The 26765-nt window shown below is 70.5% G+C and carries 22 protein-coding genes and 1 pseudogene; 12 read left to right on the plus strand and 11 right to left on the minus strand.

From position 1 onward, the window contains the following. The first annotated feature begins 26 nt into the window (after positions 1-26). Genes QF027_RS15640 through QF027_RS15650 form a run of 3 tightly spaced genes read left to right on the plus strand, consistent with a single transcriptional unit; the run spans position 27 to position 2395 of the window. On the plus strand, positions 27-872 hold the full coding sequence (locus QF027_RS15640; RefSeq protein WP_307075154.1) for an SDR family oxidoreductase: 846 nt from the start codon (positions 27-29) through the stop codon (positions 870-872). A gap of 10 nt (positions 873-882) precedes the next feature. After that, positions 883-1365 carry a nitroreductase family deazaflavin-dependent oxidoreductase gene (locus QF027_RS15645; RefSeq protein WP_307075156.1) on the plus strand — a complete coding sequence of 161 codons (483 nt, stop codon included), beginning with the start codon at positions 883-885 and terminating at the stop codon, positions 1363-1365. Between the two features lie 49 nt (positions 1366-1414). Beyond that, on the plus strand, positions 1415-2395 hold the full coding sequence (locus QF027_RS15650) for an aldo/keto reductase (RefSeq protein WP_307075158.1): 981 nt from the start codon (positions 1415-1417) through the stop codon (positions 2393-2395). A 147-nt stretch (positions 2396-2542) separates the two neighbouring features. Here QF027_RS15650 and QF027_RS15655 read toward each other — a convergent pair whose 3' ends face one another. Then, on the minus strand, positions 2543-3016 hold the full coding sequence (locus QF027_RS15655; RefSeq protein WP_307075160.1) for an ATP-binding protein: 474 nt from the start codon (positions 3014-3016) through the stop codon (positions 2543-2545). A 169-nt stretch (positions 3017-3185) separates the two neighbouring features. Here QF027_RS15655 and QF027_RS15660 point away from each other — a divergent pair, with 169 nt between their 5' ends. Genes QF027_RS15660 through QF027_RS15675 form a run of 4 tightly spaced genes read left to right on the plus strand, consistent with a single transcriptional unit; the run spans position 3186 to position 4853 of the window. Beyond that, complete coding sequence (locus tag QF027_RS15660; RefSeq protein WP_307075162.1) at positions 3186-3971, plus strand: helix-turn-helix domain-containing protein; 786 nt, start codon at positions 3186-3188, stop codon at positions 3969-3971. Continuing rightward, complete coding sequence (locus tag QF027_RS15665) at positions 3968-4174, plus strand: DUF397 domain-containing protein (protein WP_307075164.1); 207 nt, start codon at positions 3968-3970, stop codon at positions 4172-4174. The genes QF027_RS15660 and QF027_RS15665 overlap by 4 nt, the downstream gene beginning before the upstream one ends. A 5-nt stretch (positions 4175-4179) precedes the next feature. Next, on the plus strand, positions 4180-4443 hold the full coding sequence (locus tag QF027_RS15670) for a CopG family transcriptional regulator (RefSeq protein ID WP_307075166.1): 264 nt from the start codon (positions 4180-4182) through the stop codon (positions 4441-4443). Further along, positions 4440-4853: a PIN domain-containing protein gene (locus QF027_RS15675; protein ID WP_307075168.1), complete on the plus strand. Its 414-nt coding sequence runs from the start codon at positions 4440-4442 to the stop codon at positions 4851-4853. The genes QF027_RS15670 and QF027_RS15675 overlap by 4 nt, the downstream gene beginning before the upstream one ends. Positions 4854-4915: 62 nt before the next feature. Here the strand turns inward: QF027_RS15675 and QF027_RS15680 are convergent. Next, a pseudogene (locus tag QF027_RS15680) lies at positions 4916-5326 on the minus strand (putative immunity protein); the annotation flags it as partial. Between the two features lie 211 nt (positions 5327-5537). Between QF027_RS15680 and QF027_RS15685 the strand changes: the two are divergent. The 3 genes from QF027_RS15685 to QF027_RS15695 are packed head-to-tail and all read left to right on the plus strand — an operon-like array spanning position 5538 to position 10939. Further along, positions 5538-7655, plus strand: a complete 2118-nt coding sequence (locus QF027_RS15685; RefSeq protein ID WP_307075170.1) for a serine/threonine-protein kinase — start codon at positions 5538-5540, stop codon at positions 7653-7655. A gap of 15 nt (positions 7656-7670) precedes the next feature. Further along, positions 7671-8195: a hypothetical protein gene (locus QF027_RS15690; RefSeq protein WP_306981828.1), complete on the plus strand. Its 525-nt coding sequence runs from the start codon at positions 7671-7673 to the stop codon at positions 8193-8195. Further along, the gene (locus tag QF027_RS15695; protein WP_307075171.1) at positions 8192-10939 is read left to right on the plus strand and encodes a M48 family metalloprotease; all 2748 of its coding nucleotides are present in this window, start codon (positions 8192-8194) and stop codon (positions 10937-10939) included. Before QF027_RS15690 ends, QF027_RS15695 begins: the two co-directional genes overlap by 4 nt. Positions 10940-10974: 35 nt before the next feature. On the opposite strand, the gene QF027_RS15700 is transcribed toward QF027_RS15695, so the two are convergent. Next, positions 10975-14319 carry an AfsR/SARP family transcriptional regulator gene (locus tag QF027_RS15700; protein ID WP_307075174.1) on the minus strand — a complete coding sequence of 1115 codons (3345 nt, stop codon included), beginning with the start codon at positions 14317-14319 and terminating at the stop codon, positions 10975-10977. Positions 14320-14837: 518 nt separating this feature from the next. Further along, positions 14838-15143: a hypothetical protein gene (locus tag QF027_RS15705; protein WP_057615412.1), complete on the minus strand. Its 306-nt coding sequence runs from the start codon at positions 15141-15143 to the stop codon at positions 14838-14840. 176 nt (positions 15144-15319) lie between these two features. Here QF027_RS15705 and QF027_RS15710 point away from each other — a divergent pair, with 176 nt between their 5' ends. Then, positions 15320-16120 (plus strand): intradiol ring-cleavage dioxygenase, encoded by an 801-nt coding sequence (locus QF027_RS15710; protein WP_307075176.1) that lies wholly within the window; start codon positions 15320-15322, stop codon positions 16118-16120. Positions 16121-16164: 44 nt separating this feature from the next. Here the strand turns inward: QF027_RS15710 and QF027_RS15715 are convergent, their stop codons facing one another. Both QF027_RS15715 and QF027_RS15720 read right to left on the minus strand, forming a co-directional pair. Beyond that, complete coding sequence (locus QF027_RS15715) at positions 16165-16815, minus strand: DUF4360 domain-containing protein (protein WP_306981820.1); 651 nt, start codon at positions 16813-16815, stop codon at positions 16165-16167. A 172-nt stretch (positions 16816-16987) separates the two neighbouring features. Next, positions 16988-17446 (minus strand): RrF2 family transcriptional regulator, encoded by a 459-nt coding sequence (locus QF027_RS15720; RefSeq protein ID WP_306981818.1) that lies wholly within the window; start codon positions 17444-17446, stop codon positions 16988-16990. A 112-nt stretch (positions 17447-17558) separates the two neighbouring features. Here QF027_RS15720 and QF027_RS15725 point away from each other — a divergent pair, with 112 nt between their 5' ends. Beyond that, the gene (locus QF027_RS15725; protein ID WP_307075178.1) at positions 17559-20546 is read left to right on the plus strand and encodes a glycoside hydrolase family 35 protein; all 2988 of its coding nucleotides are present in this window, start codon (positions 17559-17561) and stop codon (positions 20544-20546) included. A 4-nt stretch (positions 20547-20550) separates the two neighbouring features. On the opposite strand, the gene arfA is transcribed toward QF027_RS15725, so the two are convergent. The 5 genes from arfA to QF027_RS15750 form a co-directional block, all read right to left on the minus strand. Next, entirely contained in the window at positions 20551-22068 is a 1518-nt protein-coding gene (gene arfA, locus QF027_RS15730) for an arabinosylfuranosidase ArfA (protein WP_307075180.1), read from the minus strand. A 21-nt stretch (positions 22069-22089) separates the two neighbouring features. Beyond that, on the minus strand, positions 22090-23055 hold the full coding sequence (locus tag QF027_RS15735; RefSeq protein WP_307075182.1) for an arabinan endo-1,5-alpha-L-arabinosidase: 966 nt from the start codon (positions 23053-23055) through the stop codon (positions 22090-22092). 448 nt (positions 23056-23503) lie between these two features. After that, positions 23504-24364, minus strand: coding sequence for a carbohydrate ABC transporter permease (locus tag QF027_RS15740; protein ID WP_306981809.1), 861 nt, complete (start codon positions 24362-24364; stop codon positions 23504-23506). Then, complete coding sequence (locus QF027_RS15745; RefSeq protein ID WP_306981807.1) at positions 24361-25311, minus strand: carbohydrate ABC transporter permease; 951 nt, start codon at positions 25309-25311, stop codon at positions 24361-24363. The genes QF027_RS15740 and QF027_RS15745 overlap by 4 nt, the downstream gene beginning before the upstream one ends. Next, positions 25308-26657, minus strand: a complete 1350-nt coding sequence (locus QF027_RS15750; RefSeq protein ID WP_307075184.1) for an extracellular solute-binding protein — start codon at positions 26655-26657, stop codon at positions 25308-25310. Before QF027_RS15750 ends, QF027_RS15745 begins: the two co-directional genes overlap by 4 nt. Positions 26658-26765 lie beyond the last annotated feature (108 nt).

The raw sequence follows: 26765 nt of genomic DNA on the forward strand, positions 1-26765 counted from the left end.
TCACGGCGCCTGAAAGGAAACTCCGCATGAGCAAGGTCATTCTCGTCACCGGTGCCGGACGCGGCCTGGGCACCGACATCGCCCGCGAGGCCCTCACCGCCGGTCACCAGGTCGTCGCCACCGGCCGCCGCCCCGAAGAGGTCGAGAAGACCCTGGGCGGACCGCAGGACAACCTGCTGGTCACCAAGCTCGACGTCACCAGCCTCGAAGACGCCGAGGCCGCCGCGCAGGCCGCCGTCGACCGCTTCGGCCGCATCGACGTACTGATCAACAACGCCGGGAATCTCTTCACCGGCTACTTCGAGGAGATCTCGCCCGCGCAGATGCGCCGGCAGTTCGAGACGAACCTCTTCGGCCCGATGAACGTCACCCGCGCCGTCCTGCCCGTCCTGCGCGAGCAGCGCGCCGGCCACATCATCACCATCACCTCGACCGCAGGCCTGGTCGGCATGGAATTCACCTCCGCCTACGCGGCATCCAAGTTCGCGGAAGAGGGCTGGATGGAGTCCCTGCGCTACGACGTCGAGCCGTACAACATCCACACCACAATCGTGGAGCCCGGCTACTTCCGCACCGAACTCCTCGTGGACGGCTCCACCACCTGGCCCGAGCTGTCCATCGAGGACTACGCCCCGCGCACCGCCCCGAGGATCGAGGGCATGAAGAGCATGAACGGCCGGCAGCCCGGCGACCCCGCCAAGCTCGCCCGCGCCCTGCTCACCATCGCCGGCCAGGACAAGCCCCTGGAGCGCTTCGTCGCCGGCGCGGACGCCATCGAGGCCGCCGAGGCCAAGGCCCGGGAGCTCCTCGCCCAGGCCGACGCCTCACGCGAGCTGGGGGACGACCTCGCCTACGACGACACCCACGCCTGAGAGGGGCAGCATGCCACTGAAAGGTGAGTACGAGCCGAGCAAGGCGCAGTTCGTACGTGACCAGGTGGAGCTGTACGAAAGCTCCGGCGGCACGGAAGGAACGACGCTGAGTGTCCTGGTCGCACGGGAAGAGGACGAGAGGCTACGGGACCTGCCCGTCGTCATCCTGACCACCCTGGGGGCCCGGAGCGGCAAGATCCGCAAGACCCCGGTCATGCGCGTGGAGCACGACGGCGTCTACGCCGTGGTCGCCTCCATGGCAGGAGCCCCCAAGCACCCGGTCTGGTACCACAACGCGGTGGCCGACCCCCGGGTCGAGCTGCAGGACGGCCCGGTGCGCCAGGACATGCTGGCACGCGAGGTGACCGGGGACGAGAAGGCCGTGTGGTGGGCCCGAGCCGTCGAGGCCTTCCCGGACTACGCGGAGTACCAGGAGAAGACGGACCGCGAGATCCCGGTCCTCGTCCTGGAGCCGGCTGCCGAGGCGCACTGACACGCACATCCGGCCCTCCCGGGCCGCCTGACAACTTACGGAGTACCTGATGAAGCACGTATCACTGGGCGGGCTCGATGTCTCCCGCATCGGCCTGGGAGCCATGACCATGGCCGGCGTCTACACGACGGGCGGAGGGCTCGACGACGCCGAGTCGATCCGCACCATCCACCGGGCCCTGGACCTCGGGGTCACCCACATCGACACCGCCGAGATCTACGGCCCCTTCCACAGCGAGGAACTCGTCGGCAAGGCCATCAAGGGCCGGCGCGACGACGTCGTCGTCGCGACCAAGTTCGGCCTCGTCTCCCACGCCGGCGGCGGCCCCGGCGTCATCGACAGCAGCCCCGCCAACGTGAAGACCGCCGTCGAAGGCTCCCTCAAGCGGCTCGGCACCGACCACATCGACCTCTACTACCAGCACCGCGTCGACCCGAACACGCCCATCGAGGAGACCGTCGGCGTCCTGGCCGAGCTGGTCGCCGAGGGCAAGGTGCGCCACATCGGCCTCTCCGAGGCCGGCCCCGAGACGATCCGCCGCGCCCACGCCGTACATCCGGTGGCCGCGCTGCAGACCGAGTACTCGCTGTGGACCCGCGACGTGGAGGCCGAAATCCTCCCGCTGCTGCGCGAGCTCGGCATCGGATTCGTTCCCTACTCCCCGCTCGGCCACGGCCTGCTGACCGGACAGATCCGCACCGTCGACGACTTCACCGACGACGACTGGCGCAAGACCAACCCGCGCTTCACCGGCGAGAACTTCCAGCGCAACCTGCGCATCGTCGACGAAGTACAGGCCATCGGCGCCGAGATCGGAGCCACTCCGGCACAGACCGCACTGGCCTGGCTGCTCACCCGCGGCGACGACATCGCCCCCATCCCCGGAACCCGCCGGGTCTCACGCGTCGAGGAGAACACCGCCGCCGACGCCGTCGAACTCAGCGCCGCTCAGCTCGACCGCCTCAACAGCCTCACACCCGCCGCGGGCGAGCGCCACGACGAGGCCAACATGGCCAGCATCGACCACTGACCGTTGACCGCCTACGCCGCCACGTTCGGCAGCCGCGCGCTCCTGGACTTGAGCCGCCCGGCGTGCCGGCGAGACGCGACCACGCGGCCGCCGCCCTCGCCTACAGCTCAAAGCGGACGGCCCCACAGCACAGCACCAAGCGGGCGTTCAGCCGTCCGATCCCACCCGTCCAACCAGGGCCGGCCACCCCGGCACATCCACCTCGGCCCGGACCGTCTTGCCCGGCGGCGGCTCCCGGTCCAGCACCTCCCAACGGTCGGCGAGGGCGTCGACCAGAAGGAGACCGCGGCCGCCGTCCTCCAGGGGACCTGATGGCCGTACGGCGGCAAAGGGCTCACCTCGGGTGTCGGCGACCTCCACGCGCACGCTGCCGGTGACGAGGGAGAGCCGTAGCTCGAAGTCCCGGCCCGGGACACGGCCATGGGTGACGGCGTTGGCGGCGAGTTCGGCGACGATCACCTCGATGTTCTCAGCGGTCGGGGTGTCATGCGGGATGCCCCAGTCGTGCAGCTGGTTCAACGCGAGGTGGCGGGCGAGGCGGGCTCCGCGCGGGGTCGCACTAAGGCGCTGGGTGAACACACGTACGGTGACCGTGGGTTGGGGGGCGAAAGGTGCTGTCATGGGCCCAATCTGACACCCCCGAGGCCGGCTTCTCCAGGTCGACACCACGTACGCCACGGCAGAGTACGCGGTCACGGACTGGACAGTACGCGTGACGGAACGTGACCATGGGCGCGGGAGGTGACCGACTGTGGTCGATGGTGGCGGTGAGCCGGAGTCGTCGGACAGCATGCGGACGTTCGGGGCGGTGCTGCAAGCCCTGCGGGAGCACTCGGGGTTGAGCCGGGAGGAGTTCGGCGACCTGGTGGGGTTCTCCAAGCACACGGTGGCGAGTGTGGAGTTGGGGCGCCGGATGCCGGATCTGGTGCTGGTGGAGCGCGGGGAGGAGGCAACGGGGAACACCGGGGCGTTGCGGAAGTCGTTCCCGAAGCTGGCTCGACAGCCGGGGTTGGCGGCGTGGTTCCGGCAGTGGGCGGGGCTGGAGGCGAGCGCGATCACCCTGTACACGTACGAATGCCGGTTGATTCCGGGGCTGTTGCAGACGGAGGCGTACGCGCGGCAGCTGTTCACGAACCAACTCCCCCCGCTGGACGACGAGCAGATCGAGGCGCAGTGGGTCGCGCGGGCGGAGCGTCAACGGCTGCTGCGGGAGAGGCCGAACACGGCCTTCGGCTTCATCCTGGAAGAGCACCTGTTCCGGCGGCACACGGGCGGAGTCGAGGTCACGGCGGAACTCATCGACCACGTGCTGAAGGTGGCCGAGCTGCGGAACGTCGAGATCCAGATCATGCTGACCGAGCAGGAGAACCACGCCGGGTTGGACGGCCCCATGCAGTTGTTGGAGACGGCGGAGACCCAGTGGTTCGCCTACTGCGAGGGGCAGCGAGCCGGACTGCTCATCTCCGACCCGAAAGAGGTCAGCGTCCTCCAACGGCGATATGCCAGGATGCGCTCACAGGCTCTCACTCTCAAGGACTCGGTGAGCCTGTTGCAGCGGATGCGAGGGGACGTATGAGCAGCACCGAACTGGACTGGTTCAAGTCGAGCTACAGCAGCGGTGGCGACGGAGACTGCGTAGAGATCGCCCTCACCCCCACCACCATCCACATCCGCGACTCCAAGAACCCACAAGGCCCCCACCTCACCACCGCCCCCGCCCCCTGGACCGACTTCCTCACCCACCTCGCGTCTGCCGAAGGGCGACGCGAAGTAGGATAGGTAGCATGAGCGATCCTACCGGCAAGTACTCGATCACCATGCCCCGCGACATCGCCGAGGCGGCCAAGGCCCGCAGCGGCCCCTCCGGGCTGTCCGCCTACGTCGCCGCGGCCGTCGCCCGCCAGATCGAACGGGACAACCTGAACGAACTCATCCAGGTCGCCGAGGCCGAGCACGGCCCGGTCACGGACGAGGAGGTCCAGGCCCTGCGCGACCAGCTCCATCAGGCCCGACGACAGCAGGCACAGAGCGGGACGAGCGCCGCGTGACCCGATCCCCGGCCGTCCCCGGCGGCACCCTGGTCCTCGACAGCGAGGGCCTGGCCAAGGCCGTGCTGCGCGACCGTGCCGTCACCGGCTGGCTGGCCCTGGCCCGTGCCGACGACCTGCGCGTGATCACCTCAGCGGCCACCCTCGTGGAGGTGGCCCACCCACGGATCAACCGCCCGGCCCTCGAATGGACGCTGTCTCGCCTCGTCGTGGAACCGGTCACCGAACCGATCGCCCGCCATGCCGCCGCTCTCCTCGCCGATGCCGGACTGCACGGCCACAAGCACGCCATCGACGCCATGCTCGGCGCCACCGCGCTCGCCGCACCCGGACCGGCAACGATCCTCACCTCCGACCCCGAGGACCTCACCGCGCTGTGCGGCCCGCACGTCACCGTGATCAAGGTCTGACCCTCCGCCCAGGCCGCCATGTTTGACTCGGAGACCGAGAGGCGCCGGCGCCCGGCGCGCCCTCAGCAGTCGAACACCGACCAGCAGATGTCGTTGCGCAACCGCTGGTCGTCAAGTACGAGCTCGCGAATCGCCCGCGGGAGCTGGTCGCGCTGCCACTGGCACTCAAGGCGCCCTGCGGCCTCGCTCTCGTCCTTTGGTGCGGCAGCGCGTGCGGCCTTGATCGCATAGGCGGCCGCACCGAGTTCGTGCGCGGCGACGTGTGCGACGACTGCGGCCTGGCCGGCGGCGTAGGCCGCGTGCCGTGCTGCGCCACGCAGGTCTCGGGCCGCGCCCATCGCATGGCCGCCCACCGCGCGGGCCTGCATCATCCTCACCTCGCCACGCACCCAGGCGCGGGCCTGCTCGATCGCCTGGCGCGGCCGTGGGTCCTCGGGCCGAGCCGACTCGAAGAGGCCAAGGACGTGCTCCGCGCGCGGCATTCCTTCCTGCTGGTACGAAGCGAAGCCTGCAAACAGATTGCTGACCGCTCGAGGGCAGCCGCGCGAGGTCGTGTGGATCAGCGTGAGTGCGTCCTCAACTTCCCCCCCCACCCCACCCTGACAGCCATTTCATCGTTGCTCCATCGTCCTCTCCTACCTTCCCCCTCACAGCACACCGCCATGACGGGAAGGCAAGGGGTCCATGACGAACTGGCTGGTGCCCGGGTTCACCGAGATCCGGGAGTTGGGCGCGGGAACCACCGGGCGGACGACGTTGGCACGGGACGACGGCACCGGGGACCTCGTCGCGATCAAGTACCTCTCCGCGCGGCTCACCGACGACACCACCGTCGCCGAGCGCATCCGGCGGGACACGGCCCGGGTGACCGGCGTACGGGACCCCAACGTCGTACGGATCGACGCGGTGCTCGACTCGCCGGACGGCGGGGATGTCGCCCTGATCATGGAGGCCGTCGACGGTCCCACCCTGCGCGCGCTTCTGGCCGCTCGGCGCCCCCTGCCGGAGGCCGCGCTGGCACTGCTGCGTGGTTCGCTGCTCGGGCTGGCCGTTCTCCACGACCAGGGCGTGATGCATCGGGACGTCAAGCCGGAGAACGTGCTCATCGATGCCGCGCGGCAGGGCAAGCTCATCAACATCGGCATCACGGTGCCGGCCGGTGAGGACCTCGCCGAGGGCACCGCTGCCTACCGGGCACCGGAACTGTGGCACGGCCGCCCCGCCTCACCGGCCTCGGACACCTACGCCGCCGCGGTCACGTTCGTCGAGTGCCTGACCGGCGTCGCCCCGTTCCGCACCGACAGCACGGCGGGACTGCGCGCCCTGCACGAGAGCGCATCGCCGCCGCTGGACGACGTACCGGGGCCCCTACGGCCGGTGCTGGAACGCGCGTTGGACAAGGACCCGCGCGAGCGGTACTCCGACGCGCGGGCCTTCGTGGCCGACCTGGAGACCGCCGCCACGGCCACGTACGGGCCCGGCTGGCTGGAGCAGGGTGTGCTGGCCCTGACGGACGCGGCCGTCGTGATGACCAGTCCCCTCCTCGACGCCGAAGGGGCTCCCGCGTCCCGTAGGCCCGAGTGGGCGCACCTCCGCACCCGGCGCAGGAAAGTGCTGGCGGCCGTGGCGGGCGCGGTCGTCGTGCTCCTTGTCGCGCTGCTGCTCATGGACGGCGGAAGCGGCGAACGGCAGGTGGTGCGGGCACCGTTCGACCAGGCACTGGCCGCGCTCGCGAAGTCCCCGGGGGTCCGGTACCAGGACCAGAAGACCTACTTCACGTACTTCGACGTCACGGTCACCGCCACCGGCGAGCGGCACGGCACGATGGGCAGCAAGAAGGACGGCTCGGGGGCCAGCGACCAGGCCTTCATGACCATCGGCGGCCGTGACTACACCAGCTTCGAGAACGACCCCGTCACGCGCGGCTGGACGTACGATCCCGGCGACGACGAGAAGAACACCGGCCCCGCCCTCAAGCCCTACCTGACACCGGCGAAGCTGGCCGCGACCCTGAAGAAGGCCCTGGCCGACAAGCCCCGCCTCCCGGAAGTCGGCGACAAGATGGCGGCGGCCGTCACCGTCGGCGGCACGCCCGCGTGGAAGGCCGACACGGTCAACGGGTACCTCTACGTCACCCAGAACGCGCCCTACCGGGTGCTGCGTTGGGAACCGCCGGGCGTGGACACCGTGCACGACGCGGTGAAGGGATACACCGCGGACGGGCAGCTGCCGCGCTCCGTGGAGGCCAAGGTTCCGCTGGCCGACTCCCGGGGCATGGACATCACCCCCATCGCCGACGCCGGGCCGCTGTACGCCGCCGTCATCAAGAACACCAAAGCCCTCTCCGACGCCACGACCGGCGGGTCGGTCCAGATTCTCCAGCAGAACGGCGGGGCCAGCGGCGTCCGTTGCAGTTCCTCCGGCTGCCACGTCCATGTGGCGTTCTCCGGGCCGGTGTACAACGCGACCTCGAAGGCCTACGCCCTGGATACCGTCTACATCGAACTGACCGTCGGATCGATCAGCACCGGAGGTCAGCAGGTGGGCGGCTGCTCCAGCGGCCGACAGCCCTACGAACTGACCGGAAAGACCCTCAGCTCCAAGCTGACCTGCGACAACCCGGACGCCGGCGCCACCTACGACGCCGTCTCGGCCCAGAGCCAGGAACGGGCCGATGCCACCGGCCACAGCAGCTTCTGGGACTACGCGGACGACCTCGATCTCGTAGTCCATCCGCTGAGCAGCGCCGAGATCGACCGCCTGGTCGCCAAGGCGCAGAACGAACTCCGATCCCGCGACTGAGGGGCAGGCCCCAGCATGACCACCACAGGGGAATTCACCCCGAATCGGGGCGACTTGCGGAACAGCATCGTCACCGCCGTCGTCACGGAACTCGCCCCCGAGGAACTGCGCATGGTCGAGTCGCTGCGCGGGCTCGACGACGAGACGGCACGCAAACGGCTGACCAGGCGGCCCCGCCGGGACGAACCCCTGGGTTTCGGGGTCGAGGTCGCCGCCGCGCTGCTGACGCCGGTCCTGTGGATCGCCGTGGACGAGGCGGTGCGCCGGGTCGTCTCGTCCGTCGAGCAGGAGGCGCGGACCAGGATGGTGCGGCTGCGGCTCTGGCCGTTCGGCCGCCGCCAGGAACCCGTGCCCGTCAGCGTCCCCGTGCTCACCCGCGAACAGCTGGAGACCGTGCAGCAGGCCGTGCTCGCCGCGGCCCAGCAGGCACGGCTGTCGAACGAGCGCGGCGAGCGGATCGCCGACGCGGTGGTCAGGCGGCTGGCACTGGCCCAACCGGCAGGCGGGCAGCAGGAGTTGCCGACGGGAGACGATGCGTGACCGCGAAGCCCGGCGCGGGTACCACCCAGCGTTTCGTCCTCCTCGTCGTCCTGTTCATCGCCGGCTCCCTGTCCATGCTGTCGGATCTGCTGTCCTCGCTCACCGATCCGCACAACTGGATGTCCGGCTGCGCGCTGGCCGGGGGCGGCAACCCCGAGCGCAACACCCCCGCAAACGTGCTGTCCCAGGCCACACCGGCCTATCACGCCTGCATCGACCACTTCGTCGGCCGGTGGAAACTGCTCTGGCTGCCGATGACCGCCACGGCCGCGGTGATCGTCCTCGCACTCGTGCTGTACGTGTGCATCCCTCGCTGGAAGGGGCGGCGGGCCCGGGTGGCGCCGCTGGAACAGCCCGACGTCATCGGCTGGTTGGCCGACCTGGCCGCCACGAGCGAGCTGCGCCGGACCCCTCGTTTCGTGATGGACCCGAACGCCCTGTTCAGCGCGAACGCCGTCGTCTTCGGCCGGCCGGGGCGCTACACGGTGCGGCTGGACCTGGGTCTGGTGAAGCTGTTCCACCAGGACCGCAGCGCGTTCGAGGCGACACTGCTGCACGAGTTCGCGCACATCCGCAACCGGGACGTCGACATCACGTATCTGACGGTCGCGCTCTGGCGGGTCTTCCTGATCGGGGTGCTGCTGCCGTTCGTCGCGGTGAACGGCTGGAAGCTGGTCAGCTCCGACCCGGCACCCCACCTGGCGCGCAACCTCGTCCTGGCCGCCTTCATGGTCGTACTGATGTATCTGACCACAGCAGATGTGCTGCGCACCCGGGAGATCCACGCCGACCTCGACGCGGTCGCGCAGGGCGCCGACGTGGCCTACTGGACGCGGCATGAGCGACAGCGCCCGGTGCGCCGTAGGGCGGTCTCCCTCCTGCTCACGCACCCCGACTGGGAGGAGCGGGTCGCCGCGCTGACCCGCTCCGCCGTGCCCGTCGCGGTCGGCGCCCTGCCCATGGTCCTCACCGGGGTGTCGGTCCAACTCCTCGGCCATCTGGTCACGTTCGCGCCCGGGTTCGTCAACTACCTGCCGGCCTGGCTGGTCCTGACCGGGGTATGGCCCGCGGCAGCGCTGGCCACCGCCGTGGGCGGCTTCGCCGTATGGCGCGATGTGGTGCGGGCGGGTCCGGAGGGGCCCAGGCCGTCCGGGCTGTCCGCCGGACTCTGGCTCGGGGTGGGTCAGTTGGGCGGGGAACTCGCCGCCAGTTCGTTCCTGGGCATCCAGTGGGCTCCCGCGTTCCCCGAGGGGTTTCTGCTGCTGTTGCTGGTCGTCGTGCCGGCGGCGGTGCTGTGGTGGACCGCCGGATGCGCCGCGCTCTTCGCCGGTCTGCCGCGCGTCCCACGCCGGGTGGCCGCGGTGGTGACGCTCGCCGTCACCGGCACGGCGTTCGCCTGGTGGTACGGCTGGTGGCAGTCCGCCGGCACGATCTTCAGCGGCGGCCTGCCGTACTCGGCCTCCACGGCGCTTGCGTTGCTCAACACCGGTTACGCGCCCGCGGACCAGCTGGTGCCGTCGACCACCACACATGTCATCGCGGTCCTGACGGTGGTCGTCGTGTCCTTGTCGAGCCACGGCTGGAGCCTGTGGCTGACGGCCGGGCTGTGGATCCTCCCCCTGGCCGGCCTGGCCCGGCGTCCGTCACCGGCGGGGACGGCCCTCGGCCTGTTCTTCGGCGCCGCGGGGGGCGTCGGCGTCGTCTCCGTCACGCTCCGAGCCCATCAGTGGATCTGGCGCGCCCGCGAGCCGTTCGTCCCGAGCCTCAGCATCTACACCGCCTGGTTCTTCGCCGTCTGCTTCTGCGGTGTCGTCGGGGCCGCGCTGGCCGTCGCGGTGGTGAGCCGCGGCAACGCGGGAGCGACGATGGCCGCGGCGGGTTCCGCCATGGCGGTCCAGCTGGCCGTCCTGCTCGCGGTCGTCGGCACCGACGGCTGCGTACGGCCGCTGAACACCGTGCACTCCGGATGCGAGATCGCCGCCGACGGCGACTGGCGGGTGCTCACACTCTTCCTCCCGCAACTCCTCGCGTTCGCCGGGATGGCGACGCTGGCGGCGGCGCTTCCCGCCGCCGTCGCCACCAGGCTCGCCCTGCGTCTTTGCGGCGCCGCCGTCATCACCAGGCCTGCCCTACGCTTCCGCGCCGCCCCCGACCGCCCGCACCCACCACGCGGTCGCCGCCTCCCCCACCTCCGCCTGGTCTGCACGGCCGCGGCCTGCGGGATGCTGGTGACCCTGTGCGCGGCGGCCTACCCGGAGACGCGCGCCGCGGACGGGCGCTCCGACCAGGCCGGTTTCGACCCCCTCATCACGCAACTCCAGAGGCCACCGCTGTCCAACCGGAACCTGGGCCTCCAGGTCTGGGCCTGGGTGTCCTTCGGCGGGGCGGACCTCATGAGCGACTACGAACAGGCCCTGGCGGACATCGACCACAGCGTCAACCTGGACGGCAGCGTCAACGCCACGGCGATGAGGCGCGGCTGCACCGACATGCTCCACACCGTCGACCGGGCCGAGGCCTACTTCCCGATCCCCGCCGCCGCCCAGCAGTCTGTCTGGGCCGGTGTCCTGACCAGCTCCCGCAAGTCCGCACAGACCTGCCTCAACACCCTCCCGGTGACGGACTGGACGAAACTCCGCCCCGTGCTCACAGCACTCAATCCACCCGCGCCCCCGGTGGTCGCCCTCTTCCACCAGCTGGTCGAACTGGCGAAGCCGAGCGGGATGAAGCTGGGGAAGGGGTGACCGCCACCCGTACGACGGGGTCCCGGTCCCACCGGTCAGCCCGCGGGACGCAGCGGCCCGAAGTCCGGCTCCTCGGGTACTCCGACGTCCGCGAAGACGGCCCGCGCCTGTTGGCCCAGCAGTTCGGCGGCGGTGCCGTCGGTCGTCCGGTGGAGGCGGGCGAGTGCCATGAGGGTGCGGGCCTCGCCGAGGCGGTGGCCGGTCTCGCGGTGGATGGTCAGCGCCTGCTCGGCAAGTTCGGCGGCGGTGGCGCGGTCCCGCTCGGCCTCGGCTGTCCTGGACAGAGCGGTCAGGGCCTGGCCCTCCACCACGCGGAAGGAGTGGTCGCGGGCCAGGCGCAGGGCCTGTTCGGCGTGGGCGCGGGCCTTGTCGTGCCGACCGAGGTGCTGGTGGGTGACGGCGAGGCTCACGAGGGTGTCGGCCTCGCCGCGGTTGAAGGCCGCCTCGCGGGCCAGGGCGAGGGCCTCCTGGTCGGCCCTGAGGGCCCGGTCCGGGCGCGCCAGCCCCCGGTGGGCGGCGGCGACCGTGTTGAGGATGCCGGGCATGATCCAGTACCGCTTCGTGTCCCCGACCATGGCCAGGGTTCGCTCGGCCTGTTCCAACCCCTCCTCGTGGCGGCCGAGTTCGACACTGATCTTCGCGAGGCAGTTGAGCATCATCATGCGGCCGTCGCGGTAACCGGCCCTCTTGTCCGAGACAACGGCCGGGCCGAGGAGGTCGAGCCCGTCGGTGAGACGGCCGAGTTCCCAGTACACCCCGCCCAGCACCTGGATGGCCGGGCCGTCGTCCCAGCGGGTGCGCTCCTCGTCGAGGCCGAGGGCACTCTCCAGGTGGCCGGCGGCCTCGCGCAACCGGCCCAGTTCCCGGCAGACCATACCGAGGCCGACCAGCCCGAACCCCTCGAAGTGGGGATTGCCGACCGCGTGGAAGAGACGCAGCCCGGTGGTGAGGTCGTCGTACGCGCTGCTGAGGCGCGACATGCTCCACTTCGAGAAGGCCCGGAGGCCGAGTGCCGACGCCTCGCCCGCCACCCAGCCGAGCTCCCGGCTGATGTCCAGCGCGCGGGTGGCGTGCTCCATCGCCTGGCGGATGTGCCCCCGGTCCCAGCGGGTCGCCGAGAGGCTGGAGTGCATCGCGGACTGTCCGAACAGGTCGCCTTCGGCCTCGGCCGCCTCCAGTGCCGCCTGCGCGATGGTCTGCCAGGTATTCCGGGACAGATGGATCCAGAACTGGTTGAACAACGCGGAGGCCAGGCACCAGGCCACGGGACGAGGTCCGTGCCGGCCGGCGTGGTCGATGACGGCGAGGAGGTTCGCCCGTTCCGCGTCCAGCCATCGTCCGGGCTCGGCGGCCGGCGGTACGCCCGGATGCTCGCCGGGCCGCAGGTCGGCGGGCAGCTCCGGGAACAGGCCCGTCCCCGCGGTGGCACGAACGGCGTGCAGATACCAGAGCAGCACCCTTTCCAGCGCGGCCTCGCGCTCCGGCGCCGTCTCCTCGGCCAGCGCCCGCTCCCCCGCGTACTCGCGCAGAAGATCGTGGAACCGGTACCGGCCCGCCGTCACCGGCTCGATCAGATGCGCCGCGGCCAGCGCGCCGAGCAGCCGGCGGGCCCGCGACAGCGGGGTGTCCAGGAAGGCCGCTGCGGCCTCGGCGGTGAAGTCCGCTCCCGGGAACAGGCCGAGCAGCCGGAACAGCCGGCGCGCGCCGGGTGCCAGGGCGCCGTACGACACAGAGAAGGCCGTACGCAGCGGAGAGCCGACGTCGCCGTCCGGCTCCAGGGCGTCCAGTCGGTTGCCCTCGGTCATCTCCGCGACCAGGTCGGCCGTCCGCAGCGCCGGATCGCCCGCGAGCCTCGCGGCGGCCACGCGCAGGGCCAGGGGGAGGCTGCCGCACAGGCGGATCAGTTCGTCGACCGCGGGCTTGTCCTCGTCGACCCGGTGCGCGCCGAGGGTCCGGCTGAGCAGGGCGCGGGCCGCGTCCGGCTGGAGGATGTCCAGGGGCAGGGCGTGGGCGCCGTCGCGGGCGACGAGGTCGCCGAGGCGGTTGCGGCTGGTGACGAGGACGCAGCAGGTGGGGCCGGCCGGGAGCAGCGGTCGTACCTGATCGGCGGAGGCCGCGTTGTCCAGGAGGACGAGGACCCGTCGGCCGGCCAGCAGGGTGCGCAGGACGCGGGCCTGGGCCTCGTGGTCCGGGGGGATCTCCGAGGCCGCGAGGCCCAGGCCGGTCAGCAGCAGTTCGAGGGCCTCGCGCGGTTCCAGGGGGCGGCGGTCGTGGTCGAAGCCGTGCAGGTTGACGTAGAGCTGGCCGTCCGGGAAGCGGTCGCGGACCTGGTGGGCCCAGTGCACGGCCAGCGCGGTCTTGCCGATGCCTGCGGCTCCGCCGATGGCTGAGATGACGACGGTGTTCGCCGGGCCCCGATCGATGGGCAGCAGTGCGTGGAGCCGGGCCAGTTCGCTGCCGCGGCCCGCGAACCCCGGTGTGTCGTGCGGGAGTTCGGCGGGGACGATGCCGTCACGCGTCCCGAGGGGAGCCGGCGGGGGAGGCAGCAGGAACGCGTCGTCCTGTCGCAGCACCGCCTCGTACACCCGGCGCAGTTCCTCACCAGGGTCCGCGCCGAGCTCGTCGCGCAGGAGTATGCGCAGGCCCTCGTAGGCCTTGAGCGCCTCCGCCTGGCGTCCACGGCCGTACAGGGCCCGTATCCGCAGGGCCGTCAGCGACTCGTCGTAACGGTCGGCCTCCGAGGACGCGGACGCCCCGCCGACGGCGTCGAGGGCGTCGCCGAAACGGCCCAGCAGGACAAGGCACTTGACCCGTTCCAGCCGGAGCGTCCGCCGGCGTTCCTCCAGCCGCTGCCGCTCGTCCCGCGCGAACGGTCCCGGCAGGCCGGCCAGTGGCTCTCCCCTGAACAGCCCGATGGCGGACGCCAGTTGGTCCACGCCGGTGGCCAGATCACCGGCCGCGACGGTGCGCAGTGCCTCGCCGCCCCGCTCCTCCAGCTCCACGTCGTCGAGCCGGACATCCTCGACGACGAAGCGGTACCAGCCCTTGCCGCTGCGGATCACCGACTCCGCGGGCGGTGTTCCTCGCGGATCGAGCGTCCTGCGCAGGGAGTTGATGTGGGTGGGGAGCACCTTGGTGCCGCCGGCGGGCGGCTCCGGTCCCCAAACCGCGTCGAGCAGCCGCTCATGACTGACCACGGCTCCCTGGCTCAGCAGCAGCGCGGCCAGCACTGCCTGCCGTTTGACCGGGCCCAGCTGCAGCGGTGTCGCGCCGCGCCAGGCCCGTAACGGTCCGAGCACCTCTAATCGGAGCAGGTCAGGAGATCCCCCGTCCACAGCCGTGCCTTCCGTCCCGTAGATCACCGGCAGGTTCACCAGCATTGCAGCACCCCGGCCGTGCTCAGGGACGGACCATCGCACAACCGTTCCTGTGGGCTGAGCGGGAGTGAGTCCGTTCAGCCGCGCGCCCCGAACGGTCTTGGGCGAGCTGGTCCCCGGCGTACTCGACCCCGGGGCGGCGACACGCATCCTGTGCGTGGTCCGGGCCCGGGAGGCACCCGCGGCCGGAGGCCGCTGATGGACACCGCCCTCCGCGACCTGGCCAAATGGATACGGCCAGAGGCGGCGGGGAGGCCCTGACCCATCCTCTGGTGGAGCAGGGGCCCCGCACGCTGACACCGTACCCGGTGTCCCAGGTCGCACGACGACGTTAACCCGATCGGCCCATAACTCCGCAAGCCCGCCAGCAGGCGATCACCCGATCGAGCTAACTCGACCTCGTGCGCACTCCCTGGCGAGCAGTTATCAACCCCCACATTCCAGGAGCGGAGGAGCAGGCGACCCCACGGTTGCCCCGGCACCAGCGGTGCGGCAGCGACAGTGGGGCCCGAAGCCATCCGTCAGCCGGAGGCCACCGCCGGCCCGAAGTCCGCCTCCAGCCGCTCCCTCCACCCGGCGTCCGCCAGTCCCGCCCCCACCAGCACGTCCCGCCAGTCCTCCTTGGCCAGCTGGACGGCGTCGAGGAGCCGGTCCACCCGGCCCTGTCCGCACAGCAGCGTCGCTGCGGCGATCCGTTCCTTGTCCTCCCGGTCGCCCCGGTCGGTCAGGTGGTTGACCAGTTCGGTGAGGAGATCTCCCACCACCTCGCCGTCCCGGCCGGGGAAGTCCTCCGCGATGCGCCGTTCGACCCGCACGGTAAGCCCCATTTACCCTCCTTGTCGGCATACGCCCCGGTACGGTATCGCGCCCGCCCCTCCCGAGACCGCAACCTGTCTCGCAGAAAACTTGACGACCCCCCATTTTGCCGAACTGACAGCCCATCAACAGCGACCGCTCTTACGGTGCCGTGTTCATGACAGACACCCCCATGAATGAGGCTCCCATGAACGAGGCCCCCATGAACGAGACCTCCCTGACCGACCCCCCGACGAGAGACATCCTCGCCCGCCGCACCGTCCTGGTCGCCACGGGCGCCACCGCCGCCGCCCTCGCCCTCGGCGCCGCAGCCCCCGGCACCCCCACCGCCCGGACGGCCGGCACCACCGACACCGCCCCCGTGGCGGCCGCGGCGGTCTGCACCCTCACCAAGGAGATGACCGAAGGCCCCTACTACCTCGACGGCCAGTACGTCCGGGCCGACATCACCGAGGGCAAGACCGGCTTCCCGCTCGAACTCGCCCTCACGGTCGTCGACGACGACACCTGCGCCACGATCAGCAACGCCCTCGTCGAGATCTGGCACTGCGACGCGCTCGGTGAGTACTCCGGCTACGTCGGCAACAACGGCCACGACGAGCCCGACAGCGGCACCTTCCTGCGCGGCGGCGTCCTCACCGACTCCAGCGGCGTCGCCCGGATCACCACGGTCTACCCGGGCTGGTACCGGGGCCGCTGTGTCCACATCCACGTGAAGGTGCACGTCGGCGTCACGCTCACCTCCGACGGCTCCTTCACCGGCGGCACCGAACTCCACACCGGCCAGCTCTTCTTCGACGAGACGGTCACCGCCAAGGTCGGCGCGCTCTCGCCGTACTCGGCCAACACGGTCACCCGCACCACCCTCGCCCAGGACGGGATCTACGACGACGGCGGCGCCGCGTCCGGCCTCCTGACCCTGACCGCCCTGGGCAGCACCCCCTCCGCCGGCTACTCCGGCACCCTGACGCTCGGCGTCGAACGCTGATCACGCGTCGCCCGCCGCCCACAAGAGCGGCGGGCGACGTCCGTTCAGTTGCCGGGGCACTCCTTCCACGCCATGTGGTACACGGTGCTGATGTCGCCGTCGGTCGAGTCCATCGTCATGAAGCTGACCTTGGACGGCGAGGAGGTGCCCGCGTTCACCCGGACCTCGGTGTTGATGTTGAAGTTGCGCTGGACTCCGCAGGGCGCCCACACCAGTTGGGCCCAGTCCGTGGTGTCGGTCGCCTGCCAGTTGTCGTTGTAGGCGCCGGGGAAGGTGTGGGTCTTGAAGGCCGTCTGCGAGGAGCCCTGGAAGTAGTACGAGGCCCGCTGGACGCCGCTCGCGCCGGCCTGGAGCGAGGCGAAGCCCCGGTAGTCCGCCTCGGCGATGGCGTACGTGAAGCCCTGGGGGACATGGACGATCAGGTTGAGCTGGCAGTTCTTGCGGAACGCCGTGGGGTCGGAGTTGCCGCCGACCTGGGCGAGGTAGTCGCTGTAGGTGACCGTGAACGCGGTGTTGTCCTCGGAGACGGCGACGGCCGCCGTGCCCGCGGGACAGCCGGAGCCGTTCACCGTGGCGACATTGATGACGATCTTGTCCGGGGGCGGGTCGACGAACCCGCCGGACGGGTTGTGCGCGGGCACCGCCGCGGTCACGAGGGCGGCGACGGCGCCACCCAGAAGCAGTCCACTTGCCATGGGGGGTCTCTCCTCTGCGCTGAAGTTGAAGCATGGAGAACCTGTGTGTTTTCTGTGAAGCACCGCGGCGAGGGAATCGTAGGGAGCGCCCTGTGGCACCGCCAGAGCGAACTCCAGCCATTCCAGTGATGTCCGAACTCACATGCAAGCAGAGGAAGTTGGGCCCCAGGAATCAGGGGTTCTCCCACGCCGCCGGTTCGGCCGCGAGCTGCTGGACCGGCTCCGGGAGCGCGTCGCCCGCGATGTCGGCGATGGTGACGCCCTCGAGGATCTTGCGGACATTGGCCCGCAGGGCGATCCACAGCGGGAGCAGCGGCTGTGCGGAGCCGGTGTACTCCAGACCGGTGGGACGCTCGCCGCGCACCGACACGATCGGCCCGTCGACCGCGCGGATGACGTCCGCGACGGTGATGGCCGAGGCCTCCCGGGCGAGCCGGTAACCGCCGCCCCCGCCACGCCTGCTGTCGACGATCCCACCGCGCCTCAGGTCGCCGAGAATCCCCTCCAGGAACTTGTGCGGAATGTCCTGGACCAGGGCGATGGCCTCGGCCTTCACCGGCTCCGCGTCCTGCCTCACGGCAAGCTCCAGCACCGCCCGTACCGCGTAGTCCGCCCGTGCAGAGATCCTCATACGACAATTGTGCGGCGTTAGGGCGTGGACGACGGCCACGCCACAATAGGCACACCACACACACCCACGGACGGACTGGCGCTAGCTTGCGGCACGACCAGGAGGCGCTCCCTTGGAGCTGAGCAGACGTACATTCAGCGCCCTCGCCGGCACCACGGCGCTCGGCTTCGCGCTGAGCGGCAGTGGTGGGGAGACCACCCCGGTGTACGCCTCCCACAGCGTGCCCACCGGGCCCGCACCGGGCGCGCCCGCGGCCGACCGGGTACGGCACAAGGTCGGCTACGACAAGTACTCGCTGCTGGTCGACGGCCGGCGTCTGGTGCTGCGGTCGGGCGAGATGCACCCCTTCCGACTGCCGAGTCCGTCGCTGTGGCGGGACGTCCTGCAGAAGATGCGCGCCCACGGCTTCAACGCGGTGAGTGTGTACGTGGCCTGGAACTACCACTCCCCCGGCCCCGGCCAGTACGACTTCACCGGCGTCCGCGACCTCGACCTGTTCCTGCGCACGGCCACCGAGACCGGCCTCTACGTGATCCTGCGCCCCGGCCCGTACATCAACGCCGAGGTCGACGGCGGCGGCTTCCCGGGCTGGCTCACGGCGACCGCGGGCCGGGCCCGCACCTCCGACCCGACGTATCTGTCCTACGTCGACGAGTGGCTGACCGAGGTCGACTCGATCGCCGCCCGGCACCTGTTCACCCAGGGCACGGGCACGGTCCTGCTCTACCAGATCGAGAACGAGTACGACGCCTTCGTCGACAAGAGCCTCGGCCGCGACTACATGTCCCACCTGTACAAGAAGGTGCGCGCCGACGGGATCGACGTACCGCTGTTCCACAACGACAAGGGCAGGAACGGCTACTGGGCCCCCGGTTCCTTCAACACCAGGGGCGAGGAGCGCGGTTGGCTGTACGGCTTCGACGGGTATCCCGACCCGGCCCAGGTGCCGCCGGACTGGGGGGACTTCGGGGAGGGCGGCCTCAAGGGCGGGGCGACGGCCAGCCCCAGGACACCCGGGTTCATCCCGGAGTTCGGCGGCGGCTGGTTCGACCCGTGGGGCGGGGCCACCTTCGACGGCAAGGGGTACGCCGAGGCGCGGTACACCCGGGACGCGGCCTACGAGCGGCGTTTCCAGCTCACCAACCTGGCCAACGGCATCACCGTGCACAACGTCTACATGACCTTCGGCGGCACCTCGTGGGGCTGGCTGCCCGCGCCGCAGGTCTACACGTCGTACGACTACGGGGCGGCGATCGACGAGGCACGCCGGCAGACCCCGAAACTCGCTCCGCTCCACCAGCTCGGCCATCTCCTGGGGACCGTGCCGGACTTCGCCAAGCTGGACCGGGCGGACGCGGTGCGGGCCGAGGACGAGCGGCTGAAGGTGTACCACCTGACCAACCCGGACACCGGCTCCCATGTGTACGTCGTGCGCAACGACACCGACGCACCGATCACGACGACCATCCCGGCCGCCGGGATCGACGTGGCGTTCACCGTCGCCGCCCATGACGCCCGGCTGCTCACCACCAACCTGCAGTTGGGCGGGCGCACCCTCAAGTTCGCCACCGCCCAGCCCATGATGTGCCGCAGGGTCGGGCGGATGGACGTCGCCATCTTCACGGCCCCGCACGGCGAGATGGCACAGGTCCTGCTGGAGTGCCCGGAGGAGCCGCTGGTCACCCGGGGCGACGCGGAACCCGCGTGGAACTACGACCTCGGCGTCCTCAGGATCACCGTGCCGGTGGGCGTCGGCGGCCCGGCCCGGGTGCGGGTCGAGGCCGGGGGCAGCGACACCCCGCTCCTGCTGATCTTCGCCGACGACCCCTGGTCGCTGCGGCTGTTCCCGGTGGACACCCCGACCGGACCGGTGCTGGTGTACGGGCCCTCGCTGGTGCGCGGGGCCACCCTGGACGGCCCGACCGTCCATCTCACCGGCGACACCGTCGCGGGCACGGGCATGGAGGTGTGGGGGCCGCGCGGCATGAGCCGGATCACCTGGAACGGACGCCCGCTGCCCACCTCCGCCACCACCATGGGCAGCCTGCGGGCCGACATGCCGGCCACGCCGGGGCAGCTCCCGATCCCCGCCGTGGGCGCGGTGCGGCTGCCCGCGCTGGGCGGCTGGCGGCGCCGTACCGAGAACTTCGAGTCCCTCCCGGACTACGACGACTCCGTCTGGACGACGGTGGACCGCACGAGCTCGTACAGCACCACCCCGGTCCCGAAGGGGCAGCCGGTCCTGTTCGCCGACGACTACGGCTTCCACTACGGCGACGTCTGGTACCGGGGACGCCTTACGGGCGCGGACGAGCTGGAGTCGGTGTCCCTGTCCTACAGCACCGGCACGCAGGGGCTGCTGATGGCGTGGCTGGACGGCGAGCCACTGGGCACGCACCGGATGCCGGTGCCGGACAAGAGCACCGCGCGCAAGGGGAGTTGGAGGGCGACGGCCACCTTTGACGTGCCGCCGCCCTCCGGTCACTCGCCGCGCGTCCTGTCCGTCCTCGTACGGCGGATGGCGCACGACATGGACGGCGGATCCGCCGACTCCCACAAGGTGGCCCGGGGGTTGACGGAGGTCACCTTCAAGGGCGGTTCGCCGAAGGTGAGTTGGCGCATCCGGGGCGAGACGACACCCGACCCGGTGCGCGGTCCGCTCAACAACGGCGGACTGTACGGGGAGCGCAAGGGCTGGCATCTGCCGGGCTTCGCCGAAGAGCACTGGGAGGACACGGAGTTGCCGCGTGCCGACCGGCGCCAGGGGGTCACCTGGTACCGGACGACGTTCCGGCTCGCCGTCGCCCCCGGCATCGACGCCTCGGTCGGCCTCACCCTCGACGACGATCCGAAGCGCGCCTACCGCGTCCAGATCTTCCTCAACGGCTGGAACATGGGCCAGTACGTCAACGACGTGGGCCCGCAGCACACCTTCGTCCTGCCGAACGGCATCCTGCGCACCCGCGGCACCAACACCCTGGCGCTGGCGGTGCTGTCCGACGGGACGACGGAGTCGGGACCGGGGGACGTACGGCTGACGGCGCTGGGGGCCTCGGCCGGAGGAGTGCCGGTGACACCGGTGGACTCCCCCGGCCGCTGAACCGTCAGGCCAGCCGGATCACGTTCCAGGACAGCGGCTCCAGTACGGCGGCAAGCGTGCCGTCCTTCAGCGCGGTGCCCTCGGCCGCGTGCGGGGCGACCCGCTCGGGGGCGTCGAGGGTGTTGCGGGCGTCCGGGTCGGTGTCCGCGAGGACGCTGTGCTCGACGACGCTCGTCAAGTTCAGCCCACTCAGGGCGACTTCGAGCGGCAGCGGGGCGTTCTGGCTGCGGTTGACGGCGAAGACGGTGACCGTGCCGTCCTCGGCCCGCACGGCGGTGGCGTGCAGAAGGTCCGTCTCGCCGTACTTCTTCGTCTCGTACGTCGGTGAGTCGACCCGTACGTCGAGGACCTCACCGCGGCCGTACTTCGAGGCCTGCGCGAACGGGAAGAACGTCGTCTGACGCCAGGCCGGGCCGCCCGGCTCGGTCATGATCGGGGCGATCACGTTGACGAGCTGGGCGAGACAGGCGACGGTGACGCGGTCGGCGTGCCGCAGCAGGGCGATGAGGAGCGAGCCGAAGACGACCGCGTCGAGGACGCTGTAGTTGTCCTCCAGGAGGCGGGGGGCCTCCGCCCAGTCCCGCGCGCCGGAGTTCTCGATCTCGTGCCACTCCGAGATGTACCAGACGTTCCACTCGTCGAAGGAGAGGTTGATCTTCTTCTTCGACTTCAGCTTCGCGCCGATGTGGTCGGCGGTGGCGACCACGTTCTCGATGAAGGACTCCGTGTCGACGGCGGAGGCCAGGAAGGAGTCGACGTCGCCGTTCTCGGGCTGGTAGTAGGCGTGCAGGGAGATGTAGTCGACGAGGTCGTACGTCTCGGCGAGGACCGTTGCCTCCCACTCGGCGAACGTGGGCATGGCCTGGCTGGAGGAGCCGCAGGCGACGAGTTCGACGCCCGGGTCGATCTGGCGCATCGCGCGGGCCGTCTCGGCGGCGATCCGGCCGTACTCCGTCGCCGTCTTGTGGCCGGTCTGCCAGGGGCCGTCCATCTCGTTGCCGAGGCACCAGAGGTTGATGCCGAAGGGGTCCTTGTCGCCGTGGGCCCCGCGGAGGTCGGAGAGGGCGGTGCCGGCCGGGTGGTTGGCGTACTCCTGGAGTTCGAGGGCCTCGGCGACACCGCGAGTGCCGAGGTTGAGGGCCATCATCGGCTCGGCCTGGGGGCCGACCTTCTTCAGGAAGGCGATGTACTCGGAGAGGCCGAAGCGGTTGGTCTCGGTGGAGCGCCAGGCGAGGTCGAGGCGGCGGGGGCGGTCCTCCACCGGGCCGACGCTGTCCTCCCACTTGTAGCCCGAGACGAAGTTGCCGCCGGGGTAGCGGATGGCGGTGACGCCGAGTTCGCGGACGAGTTCCAGGACGTCGGTGCGGATGCCGTCCTCGTCCGCGGAGGGGTGACCGGGTTCGAAGATGCCGGTGTAGACGCAGCGGCCCAGGTGTTCCACGAAGGAGCCGAAGAGGCGGGGGTTCACTTCGCCGACCTTGAAGGCGGGGTCGAGCGTGAAGCGGGCGGTGGGCTTGCTCATGGGGACCTTTCAGGAACGGAGTTACTTGACAACGGGCCAGTCACGCACCCAACCGAGCCTGTTCAGGCCCAGCTTCGGTGTGCCGTTGTCCTCTGCGTCGTAGTAGTGGTACGCCAGCCAGTCCTGGCCGCGGGTGCGGAAGACCGACTCGCCTCCCGTGCCGATGTACCTCCCGTGCCCTGCCAGCAGCAGGTCGCCGCCGCCCTCGAGGAGCGGCTTGCCCGTGCTGTCGACGTACGGGCCCGTGACCTTGGTGGACCTTCCGACCCTGATCTTGTACGTGGAGTCCACTCCCGCACAACAGGCGTCGTAGGACGCGAAGAGGTAGTAGAAGCGGCCGTGCTTCACGAGGGCCGGGCCCTCGACCGCGTACGGGGCGTCGGGGCGGGTGGCCAGGTGGTGGACGCCGGCCCCGGGGAGGGCCTTGCCGGTGGCCGGGCTGAGCTCGACCATGCGGATGCCCGTCCAGTACGAGCCGAACGACATCCACAGCCTGCCGTCCGCCCGGACGACCGCCGGGTCGATGGCGTTCCAGGAGTCGGTGGTCTCGGAGGTGAAGACCTTGCCGTGGTCGGTCCAGGTGCCGGGGAGTCCGGACGGGGAGGTGGCCACGCCGATCGCGGAGTGGTTGGTGCCCCAGGACGAGACGGCGTAGTAGAGCCAGTATCTGCCCGCGCGGTGGGAGATGTCGGGGGCCCAGGGGTCGCCGGTGTCGTTGTACTCGTACCACCAACTCGGCGGATCGGCGAAGGCGTTGCCCGCGTCCGTCCAGTGCCTGAGGTCCTTGGACAGCCGGGCGCCGATCACACCGCCGGTCGAATAGGCCGCGTAGCCACCGGACTTGAGCTGGATGACCGTCGGGTCGTGAATGATCTGCTGGCCGGTGATCGGGAGCGGGTCGGGGTAGGTGGTGTCCGCCTGGGCCGTGGTCGGCAGGAGTGCGACGAGGGCGGCGGCCAGGACGGTGACAAGTCTGAGTCGCTTCAACTGTGGCTCCTTACAGTGATGGTGGCCCGCAGGGGCCGGACGACGTCGGTGCGGCGCTGCCGTCCGGGCGACTGCGAGGAGATGACAGCCCGATCGCCACCGAGGTCACCGCCCTCTCGGCGTCCGCGAAGGCCTCCCACCCCGACAGACCGCCGGGTCCCGTCCGCTGGGGAGCCCGGCGCCACGCCGTGGTCGGCCCCCCGGTCCACGGGAACCGCATACGGCTGGTGCGGCCGCTGCGAAGCAGCGACCGCACCGCCGGCCCCGGCAGAACCACCACCCGGTCCCGGCCGCCGGCCGGCCCCGCACCACACCGCGACCGGACCCCCGGCGCCACACACCGCACCACCCTCCCGGCAGACGCCAAGACCCCACCGCCCCGCGGCCGGCCCCGGCGGGGCCACCTCCGCGTCGCGCCCGGCGTCCGGGCACCCGCCCCGTGGACGTGTCACTGGCCCGCCAGCCCCGTGTGGGCCACGCCCGCCACGATCTGGCGTTGGAAGAAGACGAACACGATGATCAGCGGCAGGCCCGCCATGAGGCCGCCGGCCATGAGCTGGGCCCACTGGATGCCGTAGGAGTTCATGACGGTCGCGATGCCGTTCGGCATGGTCATCAGGTCGGGGTTGTTGGTCACCATGTAGGGCCACAGGAAGTTGTTCCAGGAGGCGATGAAGGTGAAGATGCCGACCGCCGCCAGAGACGGCCTCGCGAGCGGGACGACGATCGTGAAGAAGACCCGCCAGCGCCCCGCGCCGTCGATGAAGGCCGCCTCCTCCAGTTCGCGCGGGACGCCCTGGAAGAACTTGTAGAGGATGTAGACCATCGCGGCCGGCGCGCACTGGGGGAGGATCATGCCCCAGTACGTGTCCACCATCCCCATCTGCTGGACCGTGGTGAAGAGAGGGACGCCGAGGACGGCCGGAGAGATCATCAGGCCCGACATCACGATGCCCATCAGGACGCTCTTGCCGCGGAACTCCGTGCGGGCGAAGCCGTATCCGGCGAGGGCGCTGACCGTCAGCACGACGGAGGTGACGCATACCGACACCACCAGCGAGTTGATGAACCAGTTGGTGATGTTGCCGGTCTCCCACAGCGCCTTCCACGCCTGGACCGTCCAGACCTCGGGCAGCCAGTGCGGCGGGATCTCGGCCGCCTCCGCCTCGGACTTGAGGGAGGTGAACAGGGCGGCGGCGATCGGTGCCACGAAGACGGCGGAGACGGCGACCCCGATCAGCGTGAGGATGATCTGGCTGGGCGTCCAGGGCTTGCGGGGGCTCTTGCGGGCCTGTACGGCGGTGGTCATCGGCCGCCCTCCTCACGGGTGCGCAGCAGCCACATCCGAGCCAGGGCGACGACTGCGATGATCACGAAGAAGATGATGGACATCGCGGAGGCGTAGCCCACGCGGTAGCTGGTGAAGCCCTGTTCGAGGGTGTACTGGACGAAGGAGCGGGTGCTGACCTCCGGCCCCGGCCCGAAGTCCATCATCACGACGGCCTGGTCGAAGAGCTGGAGCGAGGCGAGGATCTGGAGAGCGATCACCAGACCGGTGATGTGGCGCAGCATCGGCAGCGTGATGTGGACCATGCGGTGCCAGGCGTTCGCGCCGTCCAGTTTCGCGGCCTCGTAGAGGTGGTCGGGGATGCCCTGGAGGGCGGCGAGGTAGAGCAGGAAGCTGAAGCCGACGGTCCACCACAGGGTCTCGATGACGATGGCGAGCATCGCGTACGACTTGTCGGTCAGCCAGGGTGTGTCGAGCCCGAAGGTCTCGTTGACCAGGCCGATGCCCTGGGTGAACAGCCACTGGAACATGTTGGCGGCGACCGTCGAGGGCAGCAGGAACGGCACGAAGAAGCACAGCCGCCACAGCCACTTGCCGCGCTCGATGTGGTGGGCGAGCATCGCGAGCAGGAAGGCGAGGACCGTGATGCACGGGACGACCAGCAGCGTGAAGTACGCGCTGTGGCCGAGCGCGTCCCACATCGCCGAGTCGCCCAGGGCCTCGCGGTAGTTGTCGAGGCCGACGAAACTCGCGCCGTCGCCGGAGATGTTGGCGTCCGTGAAGCTGAGGTAGACGCCGCGCAGCAGCGGCCAGATCACGAACAGCACGAAGAGCGCGAGGAACGGGGCGACGAACCAGCCGCCGTGCTGGAAGCCCTGCTTGCGGCGGACGGTCGCCGTCGCGGCCGCGGTCCTGGCGCGGGCCGGTGCGGCGACGGCTCCGGTCGTCATGTGAGCGCTGGTCGTCATGCGACCGCACCTCCCTGCGCGGCGGTCCTGCCGTCCATCGGGTTCTTCGAGGCGAGGAGCTTGGTGAGATGGCTCTTCATCGTCTGCGCGACCTTGTCCGGCTTGGCGGAGCCCATCGTCGAGGAGACGACGACCGGGCCGAGGTCCTGGGCGAGCACGCCGGTGGAGCCCGCGAACCACACCTTGGGCTCGGTGGCCTGGTGGTCCATGGCGCTGACGTACTCGTTCTGCGGGGTGAGCTTCTTGTACGCGGCCGTGGAGAGCGTCGGTGTGTACGCGGGGATGTGACCGCCGGCCGCCCACTGGAGGGCGTGCGTGACGACGTACGCGGCGAGTTCGTGCGCGCCCTCGTTGGTGGCGCCGCCGCGGCCCGCCTGGTGCGGCAGGACGAAGGCGTGCGACTCGGCGTGCGTGGCCGGCCTGCCGAAGACGGGCGGCAGGGGGGTCGCTCCGTAGTCCAGCTTCGCGCCGGAGAAGACCGGCACGGACCAGTTGCCCTCCCAGGTGAAGGGGGCGCCGTTGATGAACTGTTCACCGGTGGGGGCGCCGGGAATGACGTACCCGTCGGTGACGTGCCTGCGGAGGAACTCCAGTACCTGGGTGGCCTTGTCGGGGTCGAAGAGGACCTCGGTGTTGGCGTCGTTGAACCACTTGCCGCCGAGCTGGGTGTAGAAGGCGACGAAGAACCACCACTGGAAGTTCTGGTCGTTGGTCCACAGGCCGATCGTCTGGAGCCCCTTCTTCTGGGCGGCCTTGGCCTTCTTCAGGACGTCGAACCACTCGTCGGTGGAGGTGACCGGGATCATCCGGCCGTCGTCGCCGAGCAGGCCCGCCTTGCCCAGTACGTCCTTGCGGTAGAAGCAGAGCTGGACGTGGATGTCGAGCGGGAGGGCGTAGAGCTTGCCGTCGATGACCCCGCGTTTCCACAGCGCGGGGTTGTAGTCCTGCTCCCGTACGCCGTACTTGGCGAGCAGGTCGACGTCCCACGGGTCGAGGAGGCGGCCGGGCGAGAAGCCGGTGACCCGGCCCATGTGCATGACGCCGAGGTCGGGTGCGCGGTTGCCCGCGGCCGCCATGGCGAGTTTGGTGTAGAAGGGGTTGCCCCACTGGAGGGTGGAGTCCTTCACGTCGATGTCCGGGTGGGCCTTTCGGAAGGCGTCCAGCATCGTGATCATGTTGGCGCCGTCGCCGCCGCTGAAGAGGTTCCAGTAGCGCACCCGGGTGTCCGCGCCGGAGGCGAGCGCGTCGGCGCCGGTGCCGAGAGCCGCGAAGCCGAAGCTCGCGGCGACGCTCAGTCCGCCCGCCGCGGCGAGAAGTTGCCTGCGGCTCAGGTCAGGTCGTCCCATTCCCTGCCCCATCTGTTCGAGATCTCGAATTGCGCTCGTAACTTCGAACGGGACCGTAGGCAGGAAGCGCTTTCCAGTCAATGGCCTGCGCAGCAAAATCGGATCGCG

It is taken from the genome of Streptomyces canus, from assembly GCF_030816965.1.
In the GTDB taxonomy this organism is placed as follows: Bacteria; Actinomycetota; Actinomycetes; order Streptomycetales; family Streptomycetaceae; genus Streptomyces; species Streptomyces canus_E.

What these genes read in the sequence shown, in the direction of transcription:
- arfA (WP_307075180.1), bottom strand. Translation starts at nt 22,068, where the DNA reads ATGAGCAAGCCCACCGCCCGCTTCACGCTCGACCCCGCCTTCAAGGTC.
- QF027_RS15745 (WP_306981807.1), bottom strand. Translation starts at nt 25,311, where the DNA reads ATGACGACCAGCGCTCACATGACGACCGGAGCCGTCGCCGCACCGGCC.
- QF027_RS15705 (WP_057615412.1), bottom strand. Translation starts at nt 15,143, where the DNA reads ATGGGGCTTACCGTGCGGGTCGAACGGCGCATCGCGGAGGACTTCCCC.
- QF027_RS15660 (WP_307075162.1), top strand. Translation starts at nt 3,186, where the DNA reads ATGCGGACGTTCGGGGCGGTGCTGCAAGCCCTGCGGGAGCACTCGGGG.
- QF027_RS15645 (WP_307075156.1), top strand. Translation starts at nt 883, where the DNA reads ATGCCACTGAAAGGTGAGTACGAGCCGAGCAAGGCGCAGTTCGTACGT.
- QF027_RS15670 (WP_307075166.1), top strand. Translation starts at nt 4,180, where the DNA reads ATGAGCGATCCTACCGGCAAGTACTCGATCACCATGCCCCGCGACATC.
- QF027_RS15655 (WP_307075160.1), bottom strand. Translation starts at nt 3,016, where the DNA reads ATGACAGCACCTTTCGCCCCCCAACCCACGGTCACCGTACGTGTGTTC.
- QF027_RS15720 (WP_306981818.1), bottom strand. Translation starts at nt 17,446, where the DNA reads ATGAGGATCTCTGCACGGGCGGACTACGCGGTACGGGCGGTGCTGGAG.
- QF027_RS15715 (WP_306981820.1), bottom strand. Translation starts at nt 16,815, where the DNA reads ATGGCAAGTGGACTGCTTCTGGGTGGCGCCGTCGCCGCCCTCGTGACC.
- QF027_RS15710 (WP_307075176.1), top strand. Translation starts at nt 15,320, where the DNA reads ATGAACGAGGCCCCCATGAACGAGACCTCCCTGACCGACCCCCCGACG.
- QF027_RS15700 (WP_307075174.1), bottom strand. Translation starts at nt 14,319, where the DNA reads ATGCTGGTGAACCTGCCGGTGATCTACGGGACGGAAGGCACGGCTGTG.
- QF027_RS15665 (WP_307075164.1), top strand. Translation starts at nt 3,968, where the DNA reads ATGAGCAGCACCGAACTGGACTGGTTCAAGTCGAGCTACAGCAGCGGT.
- QF027_RS15740 (WP_306981809.1), bottom strand. Translation starts at nt 24,364, where the DNA reads ATGACCACCGCCGTACAGGCCCGCAAGAGCCCCCGCAAGCCCTGGACG.
- QF027_RS15640 (WP_307075154.1), top strand. Translation starts at nt 27, where the DNA reads ATGAGCAAGGTCATTCTCGTCACCGGTGCCGGACGCGGCCTGGGCACC.
- QF027_RS15690 (WP_306981828.1), top strand. Translation starts at nt 7,671, where the DNA reads ATGACCACCACAGGGGAATTCACCCCGAATCGGGGCGACTTGCGGAAC.
- QF027_RS15750 (WP_307075184.1), bottom strand. Translation starts at nt 26,657, where the DNA reads ATGGGACGACCTGACCTGAGCCGCAGGCAACTTCTCGCCGCGGCGGGC.
- QF027_RS15650 (WP_307075158.1), top strand. Translation starts at nt 1,415, where the DNA reads ATGAAGCACGTATCACTGGGCGGGCTCGATGTCTCCCGCATCGGCCTG.
- QF027_RS15685 (WP_307075170.1), top strand. Translation starts at nt 5,538, where the DNA reads ATGACGAACTGGCTGGTGCCCGGGTTCACCGAGATCCGGGAGTTGGGC.